Origin of the sequence: Dyadobacter sp. CY323, assembly GCF_021390245.1 — a bacterium.
Lineage (GTDB): Bacteria > Bacteroidota > Bacteroidia > Cytophagales > Spirosomataceae > Dyadobacter.
This window is the reverse complement of the sequence record NZ_JAJUXH010000002.1, coordinates 533565-550414: the sequence shown is the minus strand read 5'-3', so window position 1 is coordinate 550414 and position 16850 is coordinate 533565. Positions and strand designations below refer to the sequence as shown.

The following is a 16850-nucleotide window of genomic DNA, read 5'->3' as shown; positions in this document are numbered from 1 at the left end:
TGAATATTCCTAAACCCTTATAATTTGATATGAACGGCATAAAATCAATGGTCTTGTTTAAATGGCTTACGACTCTGCGACTCAGTTTTAGCAGCGTCGGAGTTTTGGTCGTAATGATGATTTCCAGCCTCCCATCGCAAGGCCAATCCGTTCCCGGCCCGCAGGTTGCATTACAAATATTGCCAGGCACAGATAACCCCCGCAACAGCGAGGGCGACTTTGTGACATTGAAAGACGGCCGCATTCTTTTCGTGTACACGCATTTCACGGGAAAATCTTCGAGCGATTTTGGCAACTCACACCTGGCTGCACGCTACTCCTCGGACGGCGGCAGTACCTGGACGGAGAAAGACGAAATTGTAGTACAAAACGAAGGCGCAATGAACGTTATGTCGGTGTCGCTGCTCCGGTTGAAAAACGGCAGGATAGCCTTGTTTTATGCCCGCAAAAATTCCATTAATGACTGCATTCCCTATTTACGGATATCCGAAGATGAAGGAAAAACCTGGAAAGAACCGGTGGCGTGCATTACCGACCGTCCCGGATATTACGTCCTGAACAATGCCCGGGTCATTCAATTGCCATCGGGCAGGCTGCTGGTACCCGTGGCGCTGCACACCACCGATGTAAAAGGAGTTTCACCGGAGAAACATGAGTCGAGTTTCAATAACTACGGCCAGTTGTTTTGCTATTACTCGGATGACGATGGCAAATCCTGGAAAAGAAGCGCACAGGTCAAAGTGCCGGATGCCGTAATGGCCCAGGAGCCGGGGTTGCTCCAAATGAAAGACGGTTCCGTCATGATGTATATCCGCACGGATCGCGGAATGCAGTATGCCTCTTATTCCAAAGACAAAGGAAAAACATGGCAAATGGCCGTTCCCTACAACCTTCCCTCACCTTTATCCCCTGCTACCATTGTCCGTGATCCGGCTACAAAACAGTTGGTCGCGATCTGGAACAACTTCGGTGTGCTGGGCCTTGGTTACGGCAAAAGAACACCTTTCAACATTGCTGTATCAGCCGACGAAGGCCAGAGCTGGAAGCAGGTCAAAACAATTCACGACGATCCGGACGGGCATTATTGCTACACCGCAGCACGGTTTAATTCAGAGGGCGACCTTTTGCTAAGCTATTGTGCCGGTTTTCGCTCAAAGGGTACCGGTCTTTCCATTACAAATCTGACAAAAATCAACCATGGGTGGCTTTTTTCTAAATAAACGTTTTGTGGTTTCCTGCCTGATGGCAGCGGCCACGCAGGTTTTCTCGGTTGCGCACAGCCAAAACAGCGACCTCGCCGGAGAAACCGTACTGACCCTGGCGGCCAGCGCCGAAAGCCCGCGCAATACCGAAGGTGCGATGACTACGCTGAAAGACGGGCGTGTACTGTTGGTTTACTCTCGTTTTGAGGGGACCGCCAGTGATCACGCACCGGCGCAGTTAATGGGCAGATTTTCTTCCGATGGCGGCAAAACCTGGACGAAAGAAGACCATCTGGTACTTGACAAGGAGGGTGATATGAACGTCATGTCCGTTTCCTTACTTCGCCTGAAAAACGGGACACTGGCTTTGTTTTACGCCCGTAAAAATTCCCTGGACGATTGCATTCCGCAGGTCCGCTTTTCCACGGATGAGGCTAAAACCTGGTCTGCGCCAAGGTCTGTAATCACCGACGAAAAAGGCTATTTTGTTTTGAACAACGACCGGGTGATACAAATCGGGAACGGAAGGCTGATCGCACCGGTATCCCTTCACAAAACGGCTTCCACCAAGTGGAGCAATAAAGGGAGGCTAAGTTGCTATTTCTCCGACGACAACGGACAATCCTGGAAAAGCGGAAAGATCGTACCCACGCCCGATTCGGTGATCACGCAGGAACCGGGTGTTGTTGAACTGGCCGACGGCCGGATCATGATGATCATCCGGGCCAGTGGCGGACGTCAGTACCAGACCTTTTCGGACGATCGTGGTGCGAGCTGGGCTATGGCGACTCAATCGGGCCTGCATTCGCCTGTTGCACCTGCCTCTGTGAAACGCTTTCCGGGAACAGCCGACCTGATCGCAGTACATAATAACAATGGTTTATCGGGCCCCGGTTATTTTAAATCCAAACGTTCCCCGCTGACCATTTCAGCCTCTCGGGACAATGGAAAGTCCTGGGTTGCGCTCACAAACATCGAAACCGATCCAAACGAAGAATACGCCTATACCTCCATTCATTTCGAAGGAGACCACGTGTTGTTTTCCTATTATGTGAACCCCGAAGGCAATAACGCCAAAGGATTGAGTCTGAAAGTAAAAAGATACAGTCTCCCGGCCCTCAATGAGCGGTTTGCAAAGCAATGGGCCGCCATTGCACTAAAAAAGGAAACGGATAGGGACAAAAACCTGCCCATCGCATTACAACTTAACCCAGGCAGTGACAACCCGCGCAACAGTGAGGGAGATTTTGTGACGCTGAAAGATGGCAGATTACTCTTTGTGTACAGTCGCTACACGGGCGGCTCATCCAGTGACCATGCACCCGCATACCTGGCCGGCCGGTACTCCTCCGATCAGGGCAAGACGTGGACAAAAGACGACCACATCGTCGTGGAACGAGAAGGAGACATGAATGTGATGTCGGTTTCCATGCTTCGGCTCAAAAACGGACGGATTGCTCTCTGGTATCTCAAGAAAAACTCAGAAACAGATTGCAAGCCACTCCTTCGCCTTTCTTCCGACGAAGGAAAAACATGGTCATCGCCGATTGCCTGCATTACCGACCAGGAAGGATATTTTGTACTCAACAACAGCCGGGTTATACAACTCAAAAACGGAAGATTGATCATGGCGGTGGCGCGGCACGGGGACGACAATGGAAAATGGAGCAATCAGGCAACCTTGTTCAGTTATTATTCGGACGACAACGGACAAACCTGGAAATCGGGCAAGGCTGTGCCGAATGATACCAAAATCATTACTCAGGAACCTGGTCTGGTCGAGCTCAAAGACGGACGTCTTCTGATGATCATCCGGGCAAGTGGTGGCAAACAGCAAATGTCGTTTTCGAGTGATAAAGGTCAAACCTGGTCACACATTCAGGAGACCAGTATTGACTCGCCCATGTCACCGGCTACCATTGTCAGAATGCCTAAAACGGGCGATTTGCTGATGATTTGGAACAATAACCCAAAAAGGGAAAGCGAATGGCACGGCGGAGTGCGCACACCATTGACAGTCGCAATTTCCAAAGACGACGGCGCTACCTGGACAAACGTGAAAAACATTGAAACAGACCCGGATGGGTGGTACTGCTATACCGCAGCACATTTTACCAAAAACGAGGTGTTGCTGGGATATTGCGCGGGCAGCCAGTCCGCAAAAACACATTTGTCTGTTCTGAGAGTGACCCGTATCAACCAGAAATGGCTTTACCAATGAACGATCAGCAGAAGCATACTCTGCCGCGGCGACTATTTTTGAGGACGTTAGGTGCCGTTTTGCCTGTTGGTGTTACTACCCTGGCTTACGGCGGCGGGACGGGTTTGCATGCACAGACCGTTGTTGATGCGCAGGATTTGGAGCGCATCAATGAGATTCTCCGCGATTCAAAACCACATATCTGGGTATTCACAGGCGATAGCATCACGCACGGGGCGAAGCATACGGCCGGGAGACGTTCATATCCGGAAATATTTGAGGAACGATTGCGATGGGAACTCACGAGGACACGCGACTGGGTGATCAATACAGGAATCAGCTCGCAAACCACCGCCAGCATCCTGCAGGATTTTCAATGGCGGGTGTCCCGCTTTGAACCTTCCGTGGTCTCCATCATGATCGGTACCAACGACTGCTCGAAGCCAGACATCACTCCTGCTGTTTTTGAAAAAAACCTTACATCGATCATTGAGCAGATCAGGGCGCTGAATGCGGTGCCGGTTTTACATACCCCAAATCCCATTATCCTAAACCTTTCGCCGGAACGGAAAACGCTTCCCGACTACGTAACTGTGATCCGGCAGGTGGCTGATTCCAGGAAGGTGCTGCTGGTTGACAATTATGAGTATTGGGAAAAAAGACAAAGCAAATTCCTGAATGACATTTACCGGCAATGGCTCAACGACAGGCTCCACCCGAACTACGTGGGACATCAGCAGATCGCACGATTACTATTTAAGACGTTGAATATATTCGATGCCGAGGCACCTACCTGCGGAGGCGAATATTTTGAAGGACAGCATTGAGAGAGCAGCAAATCGGAAAATGAATCTACTGAAAATCAATAAAAGTGAAAACAGTTATTGAAGGCTTACAGAAAGGACCGCACGTACTGATTACAGCAGGCGTGCATGGGGATGAGTATGAGCCTATTCTGACGGCAGCCCGGCTTGGCCAATTTCTCAAAGGTAAATTGATCACCGGCAAAGTAACGATTGTCCCGCTGGTCAACCGGCTGGCTTATGAAAACGCAAGCCGCTTTGGCCCCGACGGACTGGACCTGGCGAGGATCTGCCCGGGCGATCCGAATGGAAGTTCATCCGGGCAGGCGGCTGCGACGATCAGTGAACTTATCCGCGAGGCTGATTATCTGGTGGATATGCACACCGGCGGCGTCATGTACGACATCTTTCCGTTGGTGGGTTACATGCTGCATGAGAACCGCGATGTTCTGGAGAAACAACGCCAGATGGCCATATCATTTCCGGTCCCTGTGATCTGGGGTACCGAACCGGGTCCGGATGGCCGGACCTTGTCCGTTGCCCGGGACGCTGGGGTTCCGGCAGTATATCTTGAATACGGCGGAGGTACGGGCATTCGCGAGGCTGTGATCGAAAATTATATGGAAGGATGCATTAATCTGCTACGCAACCTGGACATGCTGGACGGTGCCGCAAGCGAGCTGCCGCTACACGAACGTTACTGGGTGGAAGATTCCCGGATTAACAGCGGATACCTGCAAGGAATGATGCCTTCTCCGGCGGACGGCATTTTTCAGGCAGAAGTAAAGGTTGGAGATCAGGTTGTCGCCGGTCAATGCTGGGGGACGATACATGATCCGTTAACCGGCGATTCGACAAAAGTAATGGCCGATGTAGATGGGCTTGCTTTTTTGATGAGGAACCTCGTGAAGGTAAAAGTCGGAGATGCATTGGGTGGAATTTTACCCATTACAAATCCTGGAAAGATTACGCTGACATAGCCATTTTAATCCAAAATAACCAAAAGATAACCTTTACACTTCTTTGATGGAAGAACTAAAAAAAGTAGCCGTTATCACGGGAGCAGCAGGAGGGATCGGAAGTGCGACCGCCCGAATACTGGGCGAACTGGGTTACGCGCTGATGCTCTCGGATATTGAAACCCGAGGATTAGAGACATTACAAAAAGAGCTTAATGCTGCTGGCATTACAGCCGCACCTTTTCCAGGGGACCTCAACAGTGAAGCATACCGTGAATCACTGATTATTGAGACAATCGCACGGTTCGGCAGGATTGATGTGCTGCTCAACAATGCAGCCTGGCGGGTAGCCGGTTCGCTCCGGACGCTGGATCTGGCAACCTGGGAAAAGACAATCGGCGTCTGCCTGACCGCCCCGGTTTTTCTAAGTAAGGCTACGGCAGCTGAAATGGAAAAACAGCAGATACCCGGGATCATTATCAATGTGTCCAGTGTAATGGCCGGAAGGCCGTCGGGAATTGCAGCTGCTTACATCGCCTCCAAAGGTGCGCTGGAAAGCCTCACCAAAGAAATGGCGATTACCTATGGACGCAACGGGATCCGGGTTATTTGCATTGCCCCGGGCTATATCCGTACCGAATTAAGCAACGATTATAAAAACCAGGAAGGCGAGAATATCAGTGACCAGCTCATCGAACAGCTCACGGATTTTATACCGCTCGGACGAGGCGGCGATGCCGTGGAAGTTGGCCGCACCATCGCCTGGCTTTGTTCCGATGCCGCATCCTACATCACCGGGACGACGATCACAGTCGATGGCGGGTTTCAGCCAAATTTCAATCCTTACTCAGTCAAAAAAATACAATTTCCGGAAGAATTTTGAACGCGAACCTAGTCTCAAACGACCCATTGCAATCGGCTCCGCAGCCCAGTCGCATTAGCCTGGGAGAAGGAAATACACCTTTGGTAAGATCCCGTAACATCGGGCCGGCGCTGGGGTTGTCGAACCTCTATTTCAAGCTGGAAAACCTGAATCCGACCGGCTCCTATAAAGACCGTTTCGCGGCGGCACTGGTGAGTGAAATGGTCAGTAACCGGCAAACGCGGTGCATTGCAACGTCGAGCGGAAACACAGGTGCAGCTTTGGCAGCTTATTGTGCCGCGGCGCAAATCAAATGCATCATTGTGGTGGTCGATGGTGCTCCATTGCCCAAGCTCAAACAAATGCAGCTATATGGGGCCGAATTGCTGATGATCGACGGCTTCGGTACTTCTGCAGAGGTGACAGGTCGCGTGATGGACCATCTTGAAAAACTGACCAGGGAACTTCATCTTCCCTTACCGATCAGCGCCTATCGTTTCTGCGCGTCGGGAATGGCCGGAGTGGAGAGTATTTCGCATGAAATTCTCGACGTACTTGAAGGTAGTGCCGAAATCTTTGTACCTGCCGGCGGCGGCGGACTTACCCTGGCTGTGGCGCGCGGAGTACTTACTAAAAAAAAGCAATCAAAAGTCCATTGCATTCAGCCCGAAGGAAATGACACCATTGCTTCTTCACTCCGGACCGGAGTACCGGCAAAGAGTGTCGGGCATTCAACGACGCGTATCAGCGGACTTCAGGTGGCCAATGTACTCGACGGCAATGACACGATCGCTGCCTGCAAAGCCCTGCGTGGAACCGGCCAAACCGTTTCCGACGAAACAATACTCCGCTGGCACAAAGAACTTGCTTTCCGCGAGGGGATCTTCTGCGAACCTGCCGGCGCGGTGGCGCTCGCAGGTGTTGAAAAAGCCATTTTGAATGGAGAAATCGATCCAAGCGCGAACATTGTCTGCCTCATCACCGGCAGCGGTTTCAAGGATATGGCCACTGTGGAGTCTGGCTTCTCCCTCCCGCCCGTAGCTCCTGCAGGTATGGATAACTCATTTATAAAACTTTCCGAATTACTATCCTGATCAATTAAATTTTAAGTAATACCAAATGACAAATCATACATTCAAAGGTGTGTGGCCCGCGCTGCTTACACCTGTTCACTCCGACGGACAGCCCAATGAATCCGAACTGGAAAAGCTGATTGAACTCCTCATCAGCCAGGAAATGGACGGATTATATCTTCTGGGCTCCACGGGACAGGGATTCTTGTTCAGCGAGGAAGAACGGAAATTCATTACACAAAGAACGGTGCAGATCGTCAACGGACGCTTGCCGGTGATGGTACAGGTAGGCGCCATGAATACCGAGGAGTCCATTCGGCTGGCAAAGCATGCAGCGGATAACGGTGCCGACGGCATTTCTTCAGTAGGCCCCATTTATTACGCCGGCGGCAGCGAAATGGCATTTACACATTATCGCCGCATCGCCGAAGCAACGGATCTCCCATTCTTTCCTTACCAGATCGGTGGAGCTGCCAACCGGGACGTAATCCTGAGACTATTGGATTTACCTCAGGTTAAAGGCATGAAACTGACAACCGATAAATTACTGGAAATCGGATCTATCAGTAACCTTTCGGCGGGCAAATGGCAGCTGTTCAGCGGGGCCGATGAACTGATGTGTCAGGCTGCTATCTGCGGTACTGCAGGAGCGATCGGTTCTTTTTATAATATGTTTGGCCCGACCTGCAAGTACATCCGGAGCAGTTTCCTGGAAGGACATGTATTAGAAGCCCAGGATTTTATGCTTCAGTTCCAGGGACTGATTGAAAAAATCCTGCCATGCATCTGGACATTCATCGTTCGGGGAATGGAGCTGAAATACGGTATCCGTATCGGTACGCCAAAGCCTCCGTTGCTGGCCCCGGAAATGCCCTGGACCGATGAAGAGGTGATCGCCATGATGGATGCGATCGATAGTTTCGGGCTCAAAGAAGCGTAGTACGTCATTAATTTTGATTCAACATGCTCGATTTTAATAGTTTAAAAGAAGAATTGTATTCCGCTGTTGTGGCGGATGTTTTGGATGCCATGGGTTATACCAGACAGGCCACGCGCATTCCATTTAATCCCTTTACCGGCGTTGAAAAGCTGATGGGACGATGCAAAACCACGCTTTGGGCAGACATGTTCCACAAGGATGAAAACCCGTATGAGCTGGAATTGAAAGCGGTGGACTCATGTCAGCCTGGTGATGTACTCATTGCCGCCGCACAAGGTTCCGATCGCTCCGGGATATTTGGCGAATTGCTGGCTACGGCGGCTGGGAACAGCGGCTGTGTCGGAACCATTGTGCATGGCGCGGTGAGGGATATAGCCAAAATGCGGGAGATGAAATTTCCCGTTTTCGCCACCGGCCGCAATCCCTACGACAGCCAGAACCGCCAGCGGGTCATCGACATTGACATACCCGTTGAAATTGACGGCGTGATTTTCAATCCCGGAGACATTGTACTCGCCGACGTGGACGGTATAGTAGTCATTCCCCAGGCAATTGAGGAGCAGGTAATCCAGGCAGCGAAGGAGAAAGTATCGGCAGAAAACCGCACCCGCGATGCCATTAAGAACGGAATGAAAGCAATGGAAGCATATCAAACATTTGGAGTATTATGAGCGCAAAAAAAGTAATAAAAGGAGGTAATATCCCCGTCAGTTCTTTACCGTTTTCTCCGGCCATTATATCAGGAGGACATGTATTTGTTTCCGGCCAGGCATCGACCGACGATCAGGGAAATATTGTGAATGATACGTTTGCAGGTGAATGCAGACGGTCTTTTGACAACCTCAAACGCATTGTAGAAGCAGCCGGGGCGACGCTGAATGATGCCGTCCAGGTACGTAACTACGTAGGAAAGCAGGAATATCTGGCGGAGTTCAATGCCATTTACAAAGAATATTTTCAGGAGCCATATCCGGCCAGAACTACGCTCATCGGATGTCTCGGGGAGTTACTGAAATTTGAGGTGGATGCCGTTTTCCTTCTTCCGGAATGATCAGAAAGAGAATTGCTCTGCTGGGCATTTATCATGAAACAAACACCTTTGCACCCGAGGCAACCGACCTCGGGGCATTTCACAACGGTTTTTGGCTGGAACAGGAACAGATCCTGGCCGAATACGGAGGCGGTAACCACGAAATCAGCGGGATGGCTGAGGTTATCGGACAAATCGGTGCGCTTTCTCTTGTTCCGGTTTTTTACGCATACGCCACTCCCGGCGGAATGGTCACAAATGAAGCATTGGAAACCCTGCTTTCCAGGATGTTTGAGCTTCTGGAAGCATCCGGGCCATTTGTCGGCATCCTCGTCGCTCCGCACGGGGCAGGAGTAAGCGAGCTGCACCCGGACATGGACGGCTACTGGCTGCATGAACTCCGGAGCCGCGTCGGATCGGAAATTCCGGTTATCGGAACCCTTGATCCGCATGCCAATGTGAGCTCGCTGATGGCCTCCGGAACCACCGCTTTGTTTCCCTATCAGACCAACCCGCATCTCGACCAGGCAGAAGCAGGCCGAAAGGCCGCCAGACTGATGGTGTCGATCCTTTTGGACGGAAAGCAATATGAGCAGACCTTGCTTCAGTTGCCGATGGCGATCAGCATCGAACAGCAGAATACTTCTGAAGATCCTTGCCGGAGCTTACTGAAATATGCTGAGGAGCTGCGCGGCGCATTCAACCTGCAGTCCGTCAGCCTGCTGCTGGGATTTCCTTATGCGGATGTGGCCGAAATGGGATCTGCTTTTTTATTGATTTATGAAAAAGGCAATACTGATGTAATTAAGGCCACTGAGAAATTACTGGACTATGTGAATGCCCGCCTCGAGACATTCAATGGCGCCAAAACAGATATTTATACTTTGATCCCCCAGCTCCCCGGGCTTGAAAAACCGGTGTTGCTGCTTGACATGGGCGACAATGTCGGCGGCGGAGGTACCGCTGCAAGTACGCACCTGCTGGAGGCATTTGATGAAGCCCGTCTGTCGAGGATGTTTATATGCATTTATGATCCCCGGGCGGTGAAAACTTTGGAACAAAACCCAGCACTCCCTTTTTCACTTCGTGTGGGAGAGAGTGGATACGAGGTTTCCGTAGTGAGCAGCAGGTTGATTGACGGGCATTTTTCCGAATCAACCCCAAAGCACGGCGGTTTTGTCAATTTTGATATGGGACAATCGGCGATCGTAGCGACTGCAAGCGGACAAACGATTATGCTTACGTCTTTGCGTACGGTTCCTTATAGTTTGCAGCAATTGCTATCCAAAGGATTAAAGCCCGACGATTTTGATTACATCGTTGCCAAAGGTGTGAATGCGCCCATTGCAGCTTATCAGGAGGTTTGTAAAAACATTTGTAAAATAGATACTCCCGGAACCACAGGCGCGGATATGACCCGTTTTGACTTCCTGAACCGGCGTATTCCGCTTTTTCCATTTGAATATGATTGAATACCAGGTACGAAAGCTGGCTGATCTTGCATTCTATTCCGAAGGCCCCGCAGTAAGGTCCGCGGAAGAATGGTTTGTTACAACACTTTCGGGGCAGCAGATTTTGCGCGTGTGGCCCGATGGGGAAACGGCTGTTTGGGCTCAGGGCGATTGTCCAAATGGACAGATTATCGTCAGCAACGGGCAACATTGGCTTTGTGAATCCTGGTCAGGCAGGATTGCTTCTTACCAGCCTGACGGAACATTTTCCGGATTAATCATCGATGGTACCTGTGGTGGAATACCGGTGCAAACGCCTAATGATCTGCTGGTCGACAGCCGCGGTAATCTGTATTTTACAGATTCGGTCCGTGCCGAGGGAAAGGTTTTCTTTCACGGTAGCGACGGTAATGAAAAATGCATCATTACCGACATCGATTATGCGAATGGCATCGCATTGAATCCCGATGAAACCCGGTTGTATGTGGCGGAGAGTTATTCAAATCGTGTTCGGGTCTACGATCTGGAAGCACCGGGAGAGCCGGCCGAAACTTATACCTGCATTGATCTTCCCGCTCATCCCAGCGGTGACCTGGCCTGCAATCTGCCCGATGGACTTGCCACGGATCGTGAGGGAAGACTTTGGGTAGCACATTACGGGATGCAGGCCATTCAGGTCATCGCCCCGGATGGGAAGTGGCTATTTTCCATTGATACAGAACTCCCATTGACAAGCAATCTGGCTTTCATCTCCGATGAACCTTTCCGGAAGCAACTGCTTGTGACGGGAGGATATGGAGAGCCCGGGCCCGGAGCAGTGATGTTGGTTACCGTTTTATTTGAATAAAAGTCGTTTTCATTCACTGTTAACAGATTGAGGTATGCGTTTTCCCAGACTTTTATTCTCCGTTTATTTTTTCCTGACACTTATTTTTTCTGATGATATGATGGCTCAAACGACCCCATTAACCTGGTCGTCATTTCCGTCCCTTCCCGACAGCCGCGGCTTTGCTGCCATGTATGCGGGCGTTTCGCATGGCACTTTGCTGGCGATGGGCGGAGCGAATTTCCCAGACAAGTTTCCCTGGGAAGGTGGCACAAAGAAATGGTACGATCACATTTATGCATTTTCAAATGGGAAGTGGCAATTATTGACTGAAAAGTTGCCGCAGGCAGCGGGATATGGAGTCACCGTGAGCTATAAAGATCAGGTGATCCTCGTCGGCGGGTGCACCTCGGACAGCCATCTTTCTTCGGTATTTAGTTATGAATGGATCAATAACAAGTTAGTAAAGAAGGATTTACCCGCATTGCCCGAATCTCTTGCCTATATGGCAGGAAGCTTGCTCGGGGATTGTCTGGTGATTATGGGAGGGACAAGTTCTCCGACAGATTCGCCATTGGCCCGGGCATTGCTGCTGGATCTGGCCCGGCCGGAGAAAGGCTGGCAGCGGATCAATGCGTGGCCCGGCCCGGAGCGGACGCTGCCTGCGAGCGGGGTTTTCGGAGGTCGTATCTTCCTGATGGGAGGTGAGACGACCGGCCTCAATGCATTCGGTGAAAAGTTCAGGGATATCCTGCTGGATAATTATGAATTAAAACTGAATTATGCCGACGAAAAATGGAATGCGATCTGGAAGAAAATGGCACCGATTCCCCGAGGCGTGTCTGCGGCGGGTACGCTTCCGCAAATACGTCCGGACCGGATGCTCATCTGGGGCGGGGTGGATGCTGTCACCGCCCAGTACCGCACTCCCCGGACACACCCGGGTATCGGCCGCTCGATGCTGTACTATTACCCCGCAAATGATACCTGGGAATACATTGCGGAGCAACCGGATTTCCAGGCACGCGTCACGCTTGCCGTTGTGCCTTACAAATCATCCTGGCTGTACATCAGCGGAGAAGTGAAACCTGGAATTCGTACCCCGACTATTGTAGAAGTGCGATAGGGGCTGATTTTTAATGCATTATGAATTATACATCTTTCAATCAATACAAAGTTTCGAAGTTGGCGCTCGGCACGGTCCAGCTTGGAATGGATTATGGGATTGCCAATCGCCAGGGTGCGCCAAGCGTTGCAGATGCGCATGCCTTGCTCGCGGCATCGGTCAGGAATGGAATCAATAGTTTTGATACCTCCCCCACCTACGGATCTTCCGAGGATGTACTTGGAGGCTATTTAGCCGGAGTGGAAAAGGAAGATCTTTTTATCGTATCCAAATTCAAGTACGATGCCGATCGGGCGGTTGATCTGGAAAAAGTATGGAAAGAAGTCCGGCTGATCGTCGGACAATCGCTTGAACGGCTTGGTATTGGGAAGCTGCCGTTGGTATTATATCACAAAGGAGCCGCTGAGTCCATAGAGCAGGTGAAGGAAGTTGTGCCGGAATTGCTCAACCGGCTGAAGCACGAAAACCTCATTGCGCACGGGGGCATTTCATTGTATTATTCCTCCGAGGCGGATCATCTTTTGGATGACGATGCTTTTGAAGCATTACAAATTCCTCTTAATGTGCTCGATCAGGCCATTATAGCAAACGGAACGCTTCGAAGTCTTCATGAAAAGGGAAAATTGATCATGATCCGAAGTGTGTTTTTGCAGGGACTTTTCTGGAAAGATCCGGGAGGTTTAACCGGAAAACTGAGCGCCGCCGCGCCCTTTTTGAACAGGCTCAACGAGCTTGCTGCCGACTCTGATTTATCGGTAGCTGAACTTGCATTCAGCTTTATCCGTGATCTCGATGCAGTAGATAGTCTGGTGATCGGTGCCGAAAACATCGGGCAGGTGGAAGCAAATTTAAGGCTGCTGAATGCGCCGATCCTTTCTGCGGAACTCAGGGCTGAACTTTTAAAACTGAGCATCAATGTGCCGATTGAAGTGATCACACCGGCCTTGTGGAACTAAAAAACATTGGGATTGCATCGCAGACTGAAGCAACGAGATTAACATTAACCAAAAAATTGATATGAGTGACTTATTCGATCTTTCCGGCAAAGTAGCTGTGGTGACGGGAGGTACAGGGTTGTTTGGCGCCCCGATCTCATCTGCACTTGCCAGCGCCGGAGCCGAAGTCGTGATCGCGTCCCGGAACGCCGAAAACTGCCGGGAATATGCCAGAACTCTCACGGACCAGGGCCTGAAAGCAAGCGGCTGGGAGCTGGATCTGGCCTCGGAAAATTCCATTGCGGAGTTCGTGCAAGGCGTCACCGCGCAATTTGGAAAGATCGACATTCTGGTGAACAACGCTGTTTCACGCCAGGGATTCAGTGATCTCGAAAATATGAATGGGGCCGATTGGGAAGCGGCCCAGCGTGTTAATTCCACCGGACTGATGCTGATCACAAAAGAAGTGGTAAAAGGAATGCGTGAGCGGAGTAGCGGAAACATCATCAACATAGGGTCCATTCAGGGTGTAGTAGGCCCGCATTTTCCGGTTTACGGAGAAACAGGCATGACAAGCCCGGTCAATTACACGTATGACAAATGGGGTATGGTGGGTTTTACCAAATGGCTGGCCAATTACTACGGCGGGCATAACATCAGGGCCAATTGCATTAGTCCGGGAGGATATGGCCCCGGTGTGGAAAGGATGGAGGGAAAAGAGGAATTTATTGCCAATTATAAACGACTTACTCCACTCGGCCGGTTTGCCAGTGACCGCGATATACAAGGTCCCGTGGTTTTTCTGGCGTCGGAAGCATCCGCTTTCGTTACGGGGCATAACCTCGTCGTGGATGGTGGGTGGACAAGCTGGTAAATGTTTAAAATTCAATGGAATGCATGTGGAAAAGGATGATTTGGTAATGAAGCTTTCGGCAGGTGCCACGGTTTACGGCACCTGCCTCACCAACTTGTCGTCCCGCTGGTTGCGAACGGTTTCAGGGGCAGAGCTGGATTTTGTATTTCTGGATACGGAACATATTCCTTCGGACCGCGCGAGCTTGTCCGAGGCCTGCTGGCTTCTGCGGTATATGGGTATCACACCCATCGTGCGCATCGCGAATCCCGATCCTTTTCTCGCGGTGCAGGCTCTCGATGCCGGGGCGATCGGTATCGTGGTACCTTACATTGAAACCGTCGCTCAGCTCACCGCGCTGACAGGGGCGATCAAGTACAGACCTTTGAAAGGGGAATTGCTGGAAGCTGCATTGGCCGATACTACTTCCATTTCCCAACATACCTCGAAATACCTGAACGAGTACAATGCGGGCCACTTGCTGATCGCAAACATCGAAAGCAAACCAGCGCTCGAAAGGCTCGATGAGTTGCTGGCTCAGCCAGGCCTGGATGGGGTTTTCATCGGCCCCCACGATCTGTCGGTCAGCCTGGACGTTGCGGAACAATACGATCATCCTGATTTTGAGGAAGCTGTCCGGCGCATCGTCAGAAGTACGCGCAAAGCGGGGAAGCATGTTGGGATTCAGTTTTGGATGGGGCCCGAAATTCAAAGCCGTTGGGTCGGAGAAGGCGTCGATATGGTCATTCACAGCAATGATATGAGCCTTTTCAGCCAAAAATTGGAAAGTGATATCCATGCAATCCGTCAGCGCGCTCTTTATTTATAGTTTATAAAAATCTGCTATGTCACTAATTTCCATTGAAAAAGGGTCGCGACGATATGCGTGGCTGATTGTTGGTTTGCTCAGTGTCGTGGGTTGCCTGAATTACCTGGACCGCATGATGATTACGACCATGCGGTTCTCCATTGTGGACTCCATACCCATGACCGACGCCCAGTTTGGCTTGCTTACCTCTTTATTTCTCTGGATATATGGATTTCTGAGCCCGATGGGAGGTTTTCTGGCCGATCGGTTTAAGCGCTCGTGGGTGATCATCGGAAGTTTGTTCGTGTGGTCGCTCGTAACTTTGCTCACATCCTATGTCACTACCTACGAAGGATTACTGCTGACACGGGCATTGATGGGGATCAGCGAAGCATGTTACATTCCGGCTGGACTGGCGCTGATCATGGATTACCACAAAGGAGCGACACGTTCTCTGGCAAACGGAATCCATATGGCGGGAATCATGATTGGCCAGAGCCTGGGTTTCGTGGGCGGCTGGCTCGCCGAAACACATAGCTGGAACTACGCTTTCCTTGCATTCGGGTTGTTTGGTATCGTTTATGCTTTGATACTTACCGTACTCCTCCGTGAAGCTCCGAAGGACGTGGTACAGGCGGAAATCCATTCGGAAATGACGTCTCCCGATGTTGGTGTGGATTTGAGAGGAGCAATCCGAGCATTGTTCTTTAACCGTCAGTACATTACTACTTTGCTATTTTGGGGCACGGGCGGGATTGTGGTATGGCTCGTCACGGGTTGGTTGCCCACTTATTTTAAAGAACATTTTAACCTCAGTCAAAGTATGGCGGGAGTGTATTCAACCGGATACATCTATACGGCTGCATTACTGGGGGTGCTCACCGGAGGGTTTTTGGCCGATCGCTGGGCAAAACGCAATCCTCGTGCCAGAATGCTCGTACCGGCAATCGGCTTACTGATTGCCGCGCCGGCTATCTTTTTTGCGAGCCTGGCGGATACGCTCGCATTCGCTTTGCCCGGTTTCGTGGCTTTTGGTTTCTTCCGCGTTTTTCTGGATGCCAATATGATGCCTATGCTAACCCAGATCGTGGATCGCAGGCTGATTGCCACCGCTTACGGGATTCTCAACTTTATTTCCTGCCTGGTTGGAGGTGTAAGTCTTTATGCCGGAGGCTGGCTGCGGGATATGAACGTCGACGTCGGACTTCTTTTCAGAATTTCTTCCGTATGCATGGTGGTTATGGCTGCATTGCTTTATACGCTGAAACCAAAGCCGGATAAATTGGTGTAAAAGTTGATTGCCAACAGGCTTGGCGTACGTTTTACGGTATGATTTACTCCGGCACCAGTACATACTCATTCACTGCATTACCTGTCTTCCGGCTTTCCGTTGTCCTTTTTAATTCCAATTGCGAATCCTTGGGCGGGCTTGTCACATAGAATTCGACATTGCCGCTTGTAAGGCTGGGTGGTGGCGTCAGATTTTCCAGGATCAGCCGGTTGTTGTCCGTAGAAAGTGACCAGGTTCCGATGAGTTTTCTTCCGTCCAGATCTGTGAATTTTACCTGATCTGTTGCGGTCAGATCCAGCCGGAACAAGGTATAGCTGGGACGAATGTTGGTCGTGCTGCCTTCTGAATAAACCAGCGTGCCGTTTTCTTTCACGGTTTTGGCTTTCCATATTTTGCCCACATGAATTGGTTCAACCTTCTTTGGCTGGCAGGCAGCTGCGATGATCGTCAGACAAATCAGCCACGGTAAATGCGTTTTCATAAACTGGTTT

The 16850-nt window shown here is 50.7% G+C and carries 17 protein-coding genes; 16 read left to right on the top strand and 1 reads right to left on the bottom strand.

Annotated elements, in window-relative coordinates:
* Positions 1-29: 29 nt before the first annotated feature.
* The 16 genes from LZG72_RS05675 (at position 30) to LZG72_RS05600 (ending at position 16359) form a co-directional block, all read left to right on the top strand.
* Complete coding sequence (locus tag LZG72_RS05675) at positions 30-1220, top strand: sialidase family protein (protein WP_233868656.1); 1191 nt, start codon at positions 30-32, stop codon at positions 1218-1220.
* Positions 1198-3423 carry a sialidase family protein gene (locus LZG72_RS05670; protein WP_233868654.1) on the top strand — a complete coding sequence of 742 codons (2226 nt, stop codon included), beginning with the start codon at positions 1198-1200 and terminating at the stop codon, positions 3421-3423. The genes LZG72_RS05675 and LZG72_RS05670 overlap by 23 nt, the downstream gene beginning before the upstream one ends.
* Positions 3420-4229, top strand: coding sequence for an SGNH/GDSL hydrolase family protein (locus LZG72_RS05665; protein WP_233868652.1), 810 nt, complete (start codon positions 3420-3422; stop codon positions 4227-4229). Before LZG72_RS05670 ends, LZG72_RS05665 begins: the two co-directional genes overlap by 4 nt.
* 44 nt (positions 4230-4273) lie before the next feature.
* Entirely contained in the window at positions 4274-5185 is a 912-nt protein-coding gene (locus LZG72_RS05660; protein WP_233868650.1) for a succinylglutamate desuccinylase/aspartoacylase family protein, read from the top strand.
* A 46-nt stretch (positions 5186-5231) separates the two neighbouring features.
* Positions 5232-6047: an SDR family NAD(P)-dependent oxidoreductase gene (locus tag LZG72_RS05655; protein WP_233868647.1), complete on the top strand. Its 816-nt coding sequence runs from the start codon at positions 5232-5234 to the stop codon at positions 6045-6047.
* Positions 6044-7120, top strand: coding sequence for a PLP-dependent lyase/thiolase (locus LZG72_RS05650; protein ID WP_233868644.1), 1077 nt, complete (start codon positions 6044-6046; stop codon positions 7118-7120). The genes LZG72_RS05655 and LZG72_RS05650 overlap by 4 nt, the downstream gene beginning before the upstream one ends.
* Before the next feature lie 25 nt (positions 7121-7145).
* Entirely contained in the window at positions 7146-8039 is an 894-nt protein-coding gene (locus LZG72_RS05645) for a dihydrodipicolinate synthase family protein (protein WP_233868642.1), read from the top strand.
* A 23-nt stretch (positions 8040-8062) separates the two neighbouring features.
* Positions 8063-8710 (top strand): RraA family protein, encoded by a 648-nt coding sequence (locus tag LZG72_RS05640; RefSeq protein WP_233868638.1) that lies wholly within the window; start codon positions 8063-8065, stop codon positions 8708-8710.
* Positions 8707-9090 (top strand): RidA family protein, encoded by a 384-nt coding sequence (locus tag LZG72_RS05635; protein WP_233868635.1) that lies wholly within the window; start codon positions 8707-8709, stop codon positions 9088-9090. The genes LZG72_RS05640 and LZG72_RS05635 overlap by 4 nt, the downstream gene beginning before the upstream one ends.
* The gene (locus LZG72_RS05630) at positions 9087-10541 is read left to right on the top strand and encodes a M81 family metallopeptidase (protein ID WP_233868632.1); all 1455 of its coding nucleotides are present in this window, start codon (positions 9087-9089) and stop codon (positions 10539-10541) included. The genes LZG72_RS05635 and LZG72_RS05630 overlap by 4 nt, the downstream gene beginning before the upstream one ends.
* Positions 10534-11367, top strand: coding sequence for an SMP-30/gluconolactonase/LRE family protein (locus LZG72_RS05625; protein WP_233868630.1), 834 nt, complete (start codon positions 10534-10536; stop codon positions 11365-11367). Before LZG72_RS05630 ends, LZG72_RS05625 begins: the two co-directional genes overlap by 8 nt.
* A 34-nt stretch (positions 11368-11401) precedes the next feature.
* Positions 11402-12472, top strand: coding sequence for a hypothetical protein (locus LZG72_RS05620; protein ID WP_233868627.1), 1071 nt, complete (start codon positions 11402-11404; stop codon positions 12470-12472).
* Between the two features lie 20 nt (positions 12473-12492).
* Positions 12493-13428 (top strand): aldo/keto reductase, encoded by a 936-nt coding sequence (locus LZG72_RS05615; protein ID WP_233868625.1) that lies wholly within the window; start codon positions 12493-12495, stop codon positions 13426-13428.
* A gap of 61 nt (positions 13429-13489) precedes the next feature.
* Complete coding sequence (locus LZG72_RS05610; protein ID WP_233868621.1) at positions 13490-14281, top strand: SDR family NAD(P)-dependent oxidoreductase; 792 nt, start codon at positions 13490-13492, stop codon at positions 14279-14281.
* Between the two features lie 19 nt (positions 14282-14300).
* A complete protein-coding gene (locus tag LZG72_RS05605; protein ID WP_233868618.1) occupies positions 14301-15089 on the top strand; it encodes an HpcH/HpaI aldolase/citrate lyase family protein in 789 nt (262 codons plus the stop codon).
* Between the two features lie 16 nt (positions 15090-15105).
* Positions 15106-16359: an MFS transporter gene (locus tag LZG72_RS05600; RefSeq protein WP_233868615.1), complete on the top strand. Its 1254-nt coding sequence runs from the start codon at positions 15106-15108 to the stop codon at positions 16357-16359.
* Positions 16360-16402: 43 nt separating this feature from the next.
* Here the strand turns inward: LZG72_RS05600 and LZG72_RS05595 are convergent, their stop codons facing one another.
* Positions 16403-16840 (bottom strand): hypothetical protein, encoded by a 438-nt coding sequence (locus LZG72_RS05595; protein WP_233868612.1) that lies wholly within the window; start codon positions 16838-16840, stop codon positions 16403-16405.
* Positions 16841-16850: the final 10 nt, after the last annotated feature.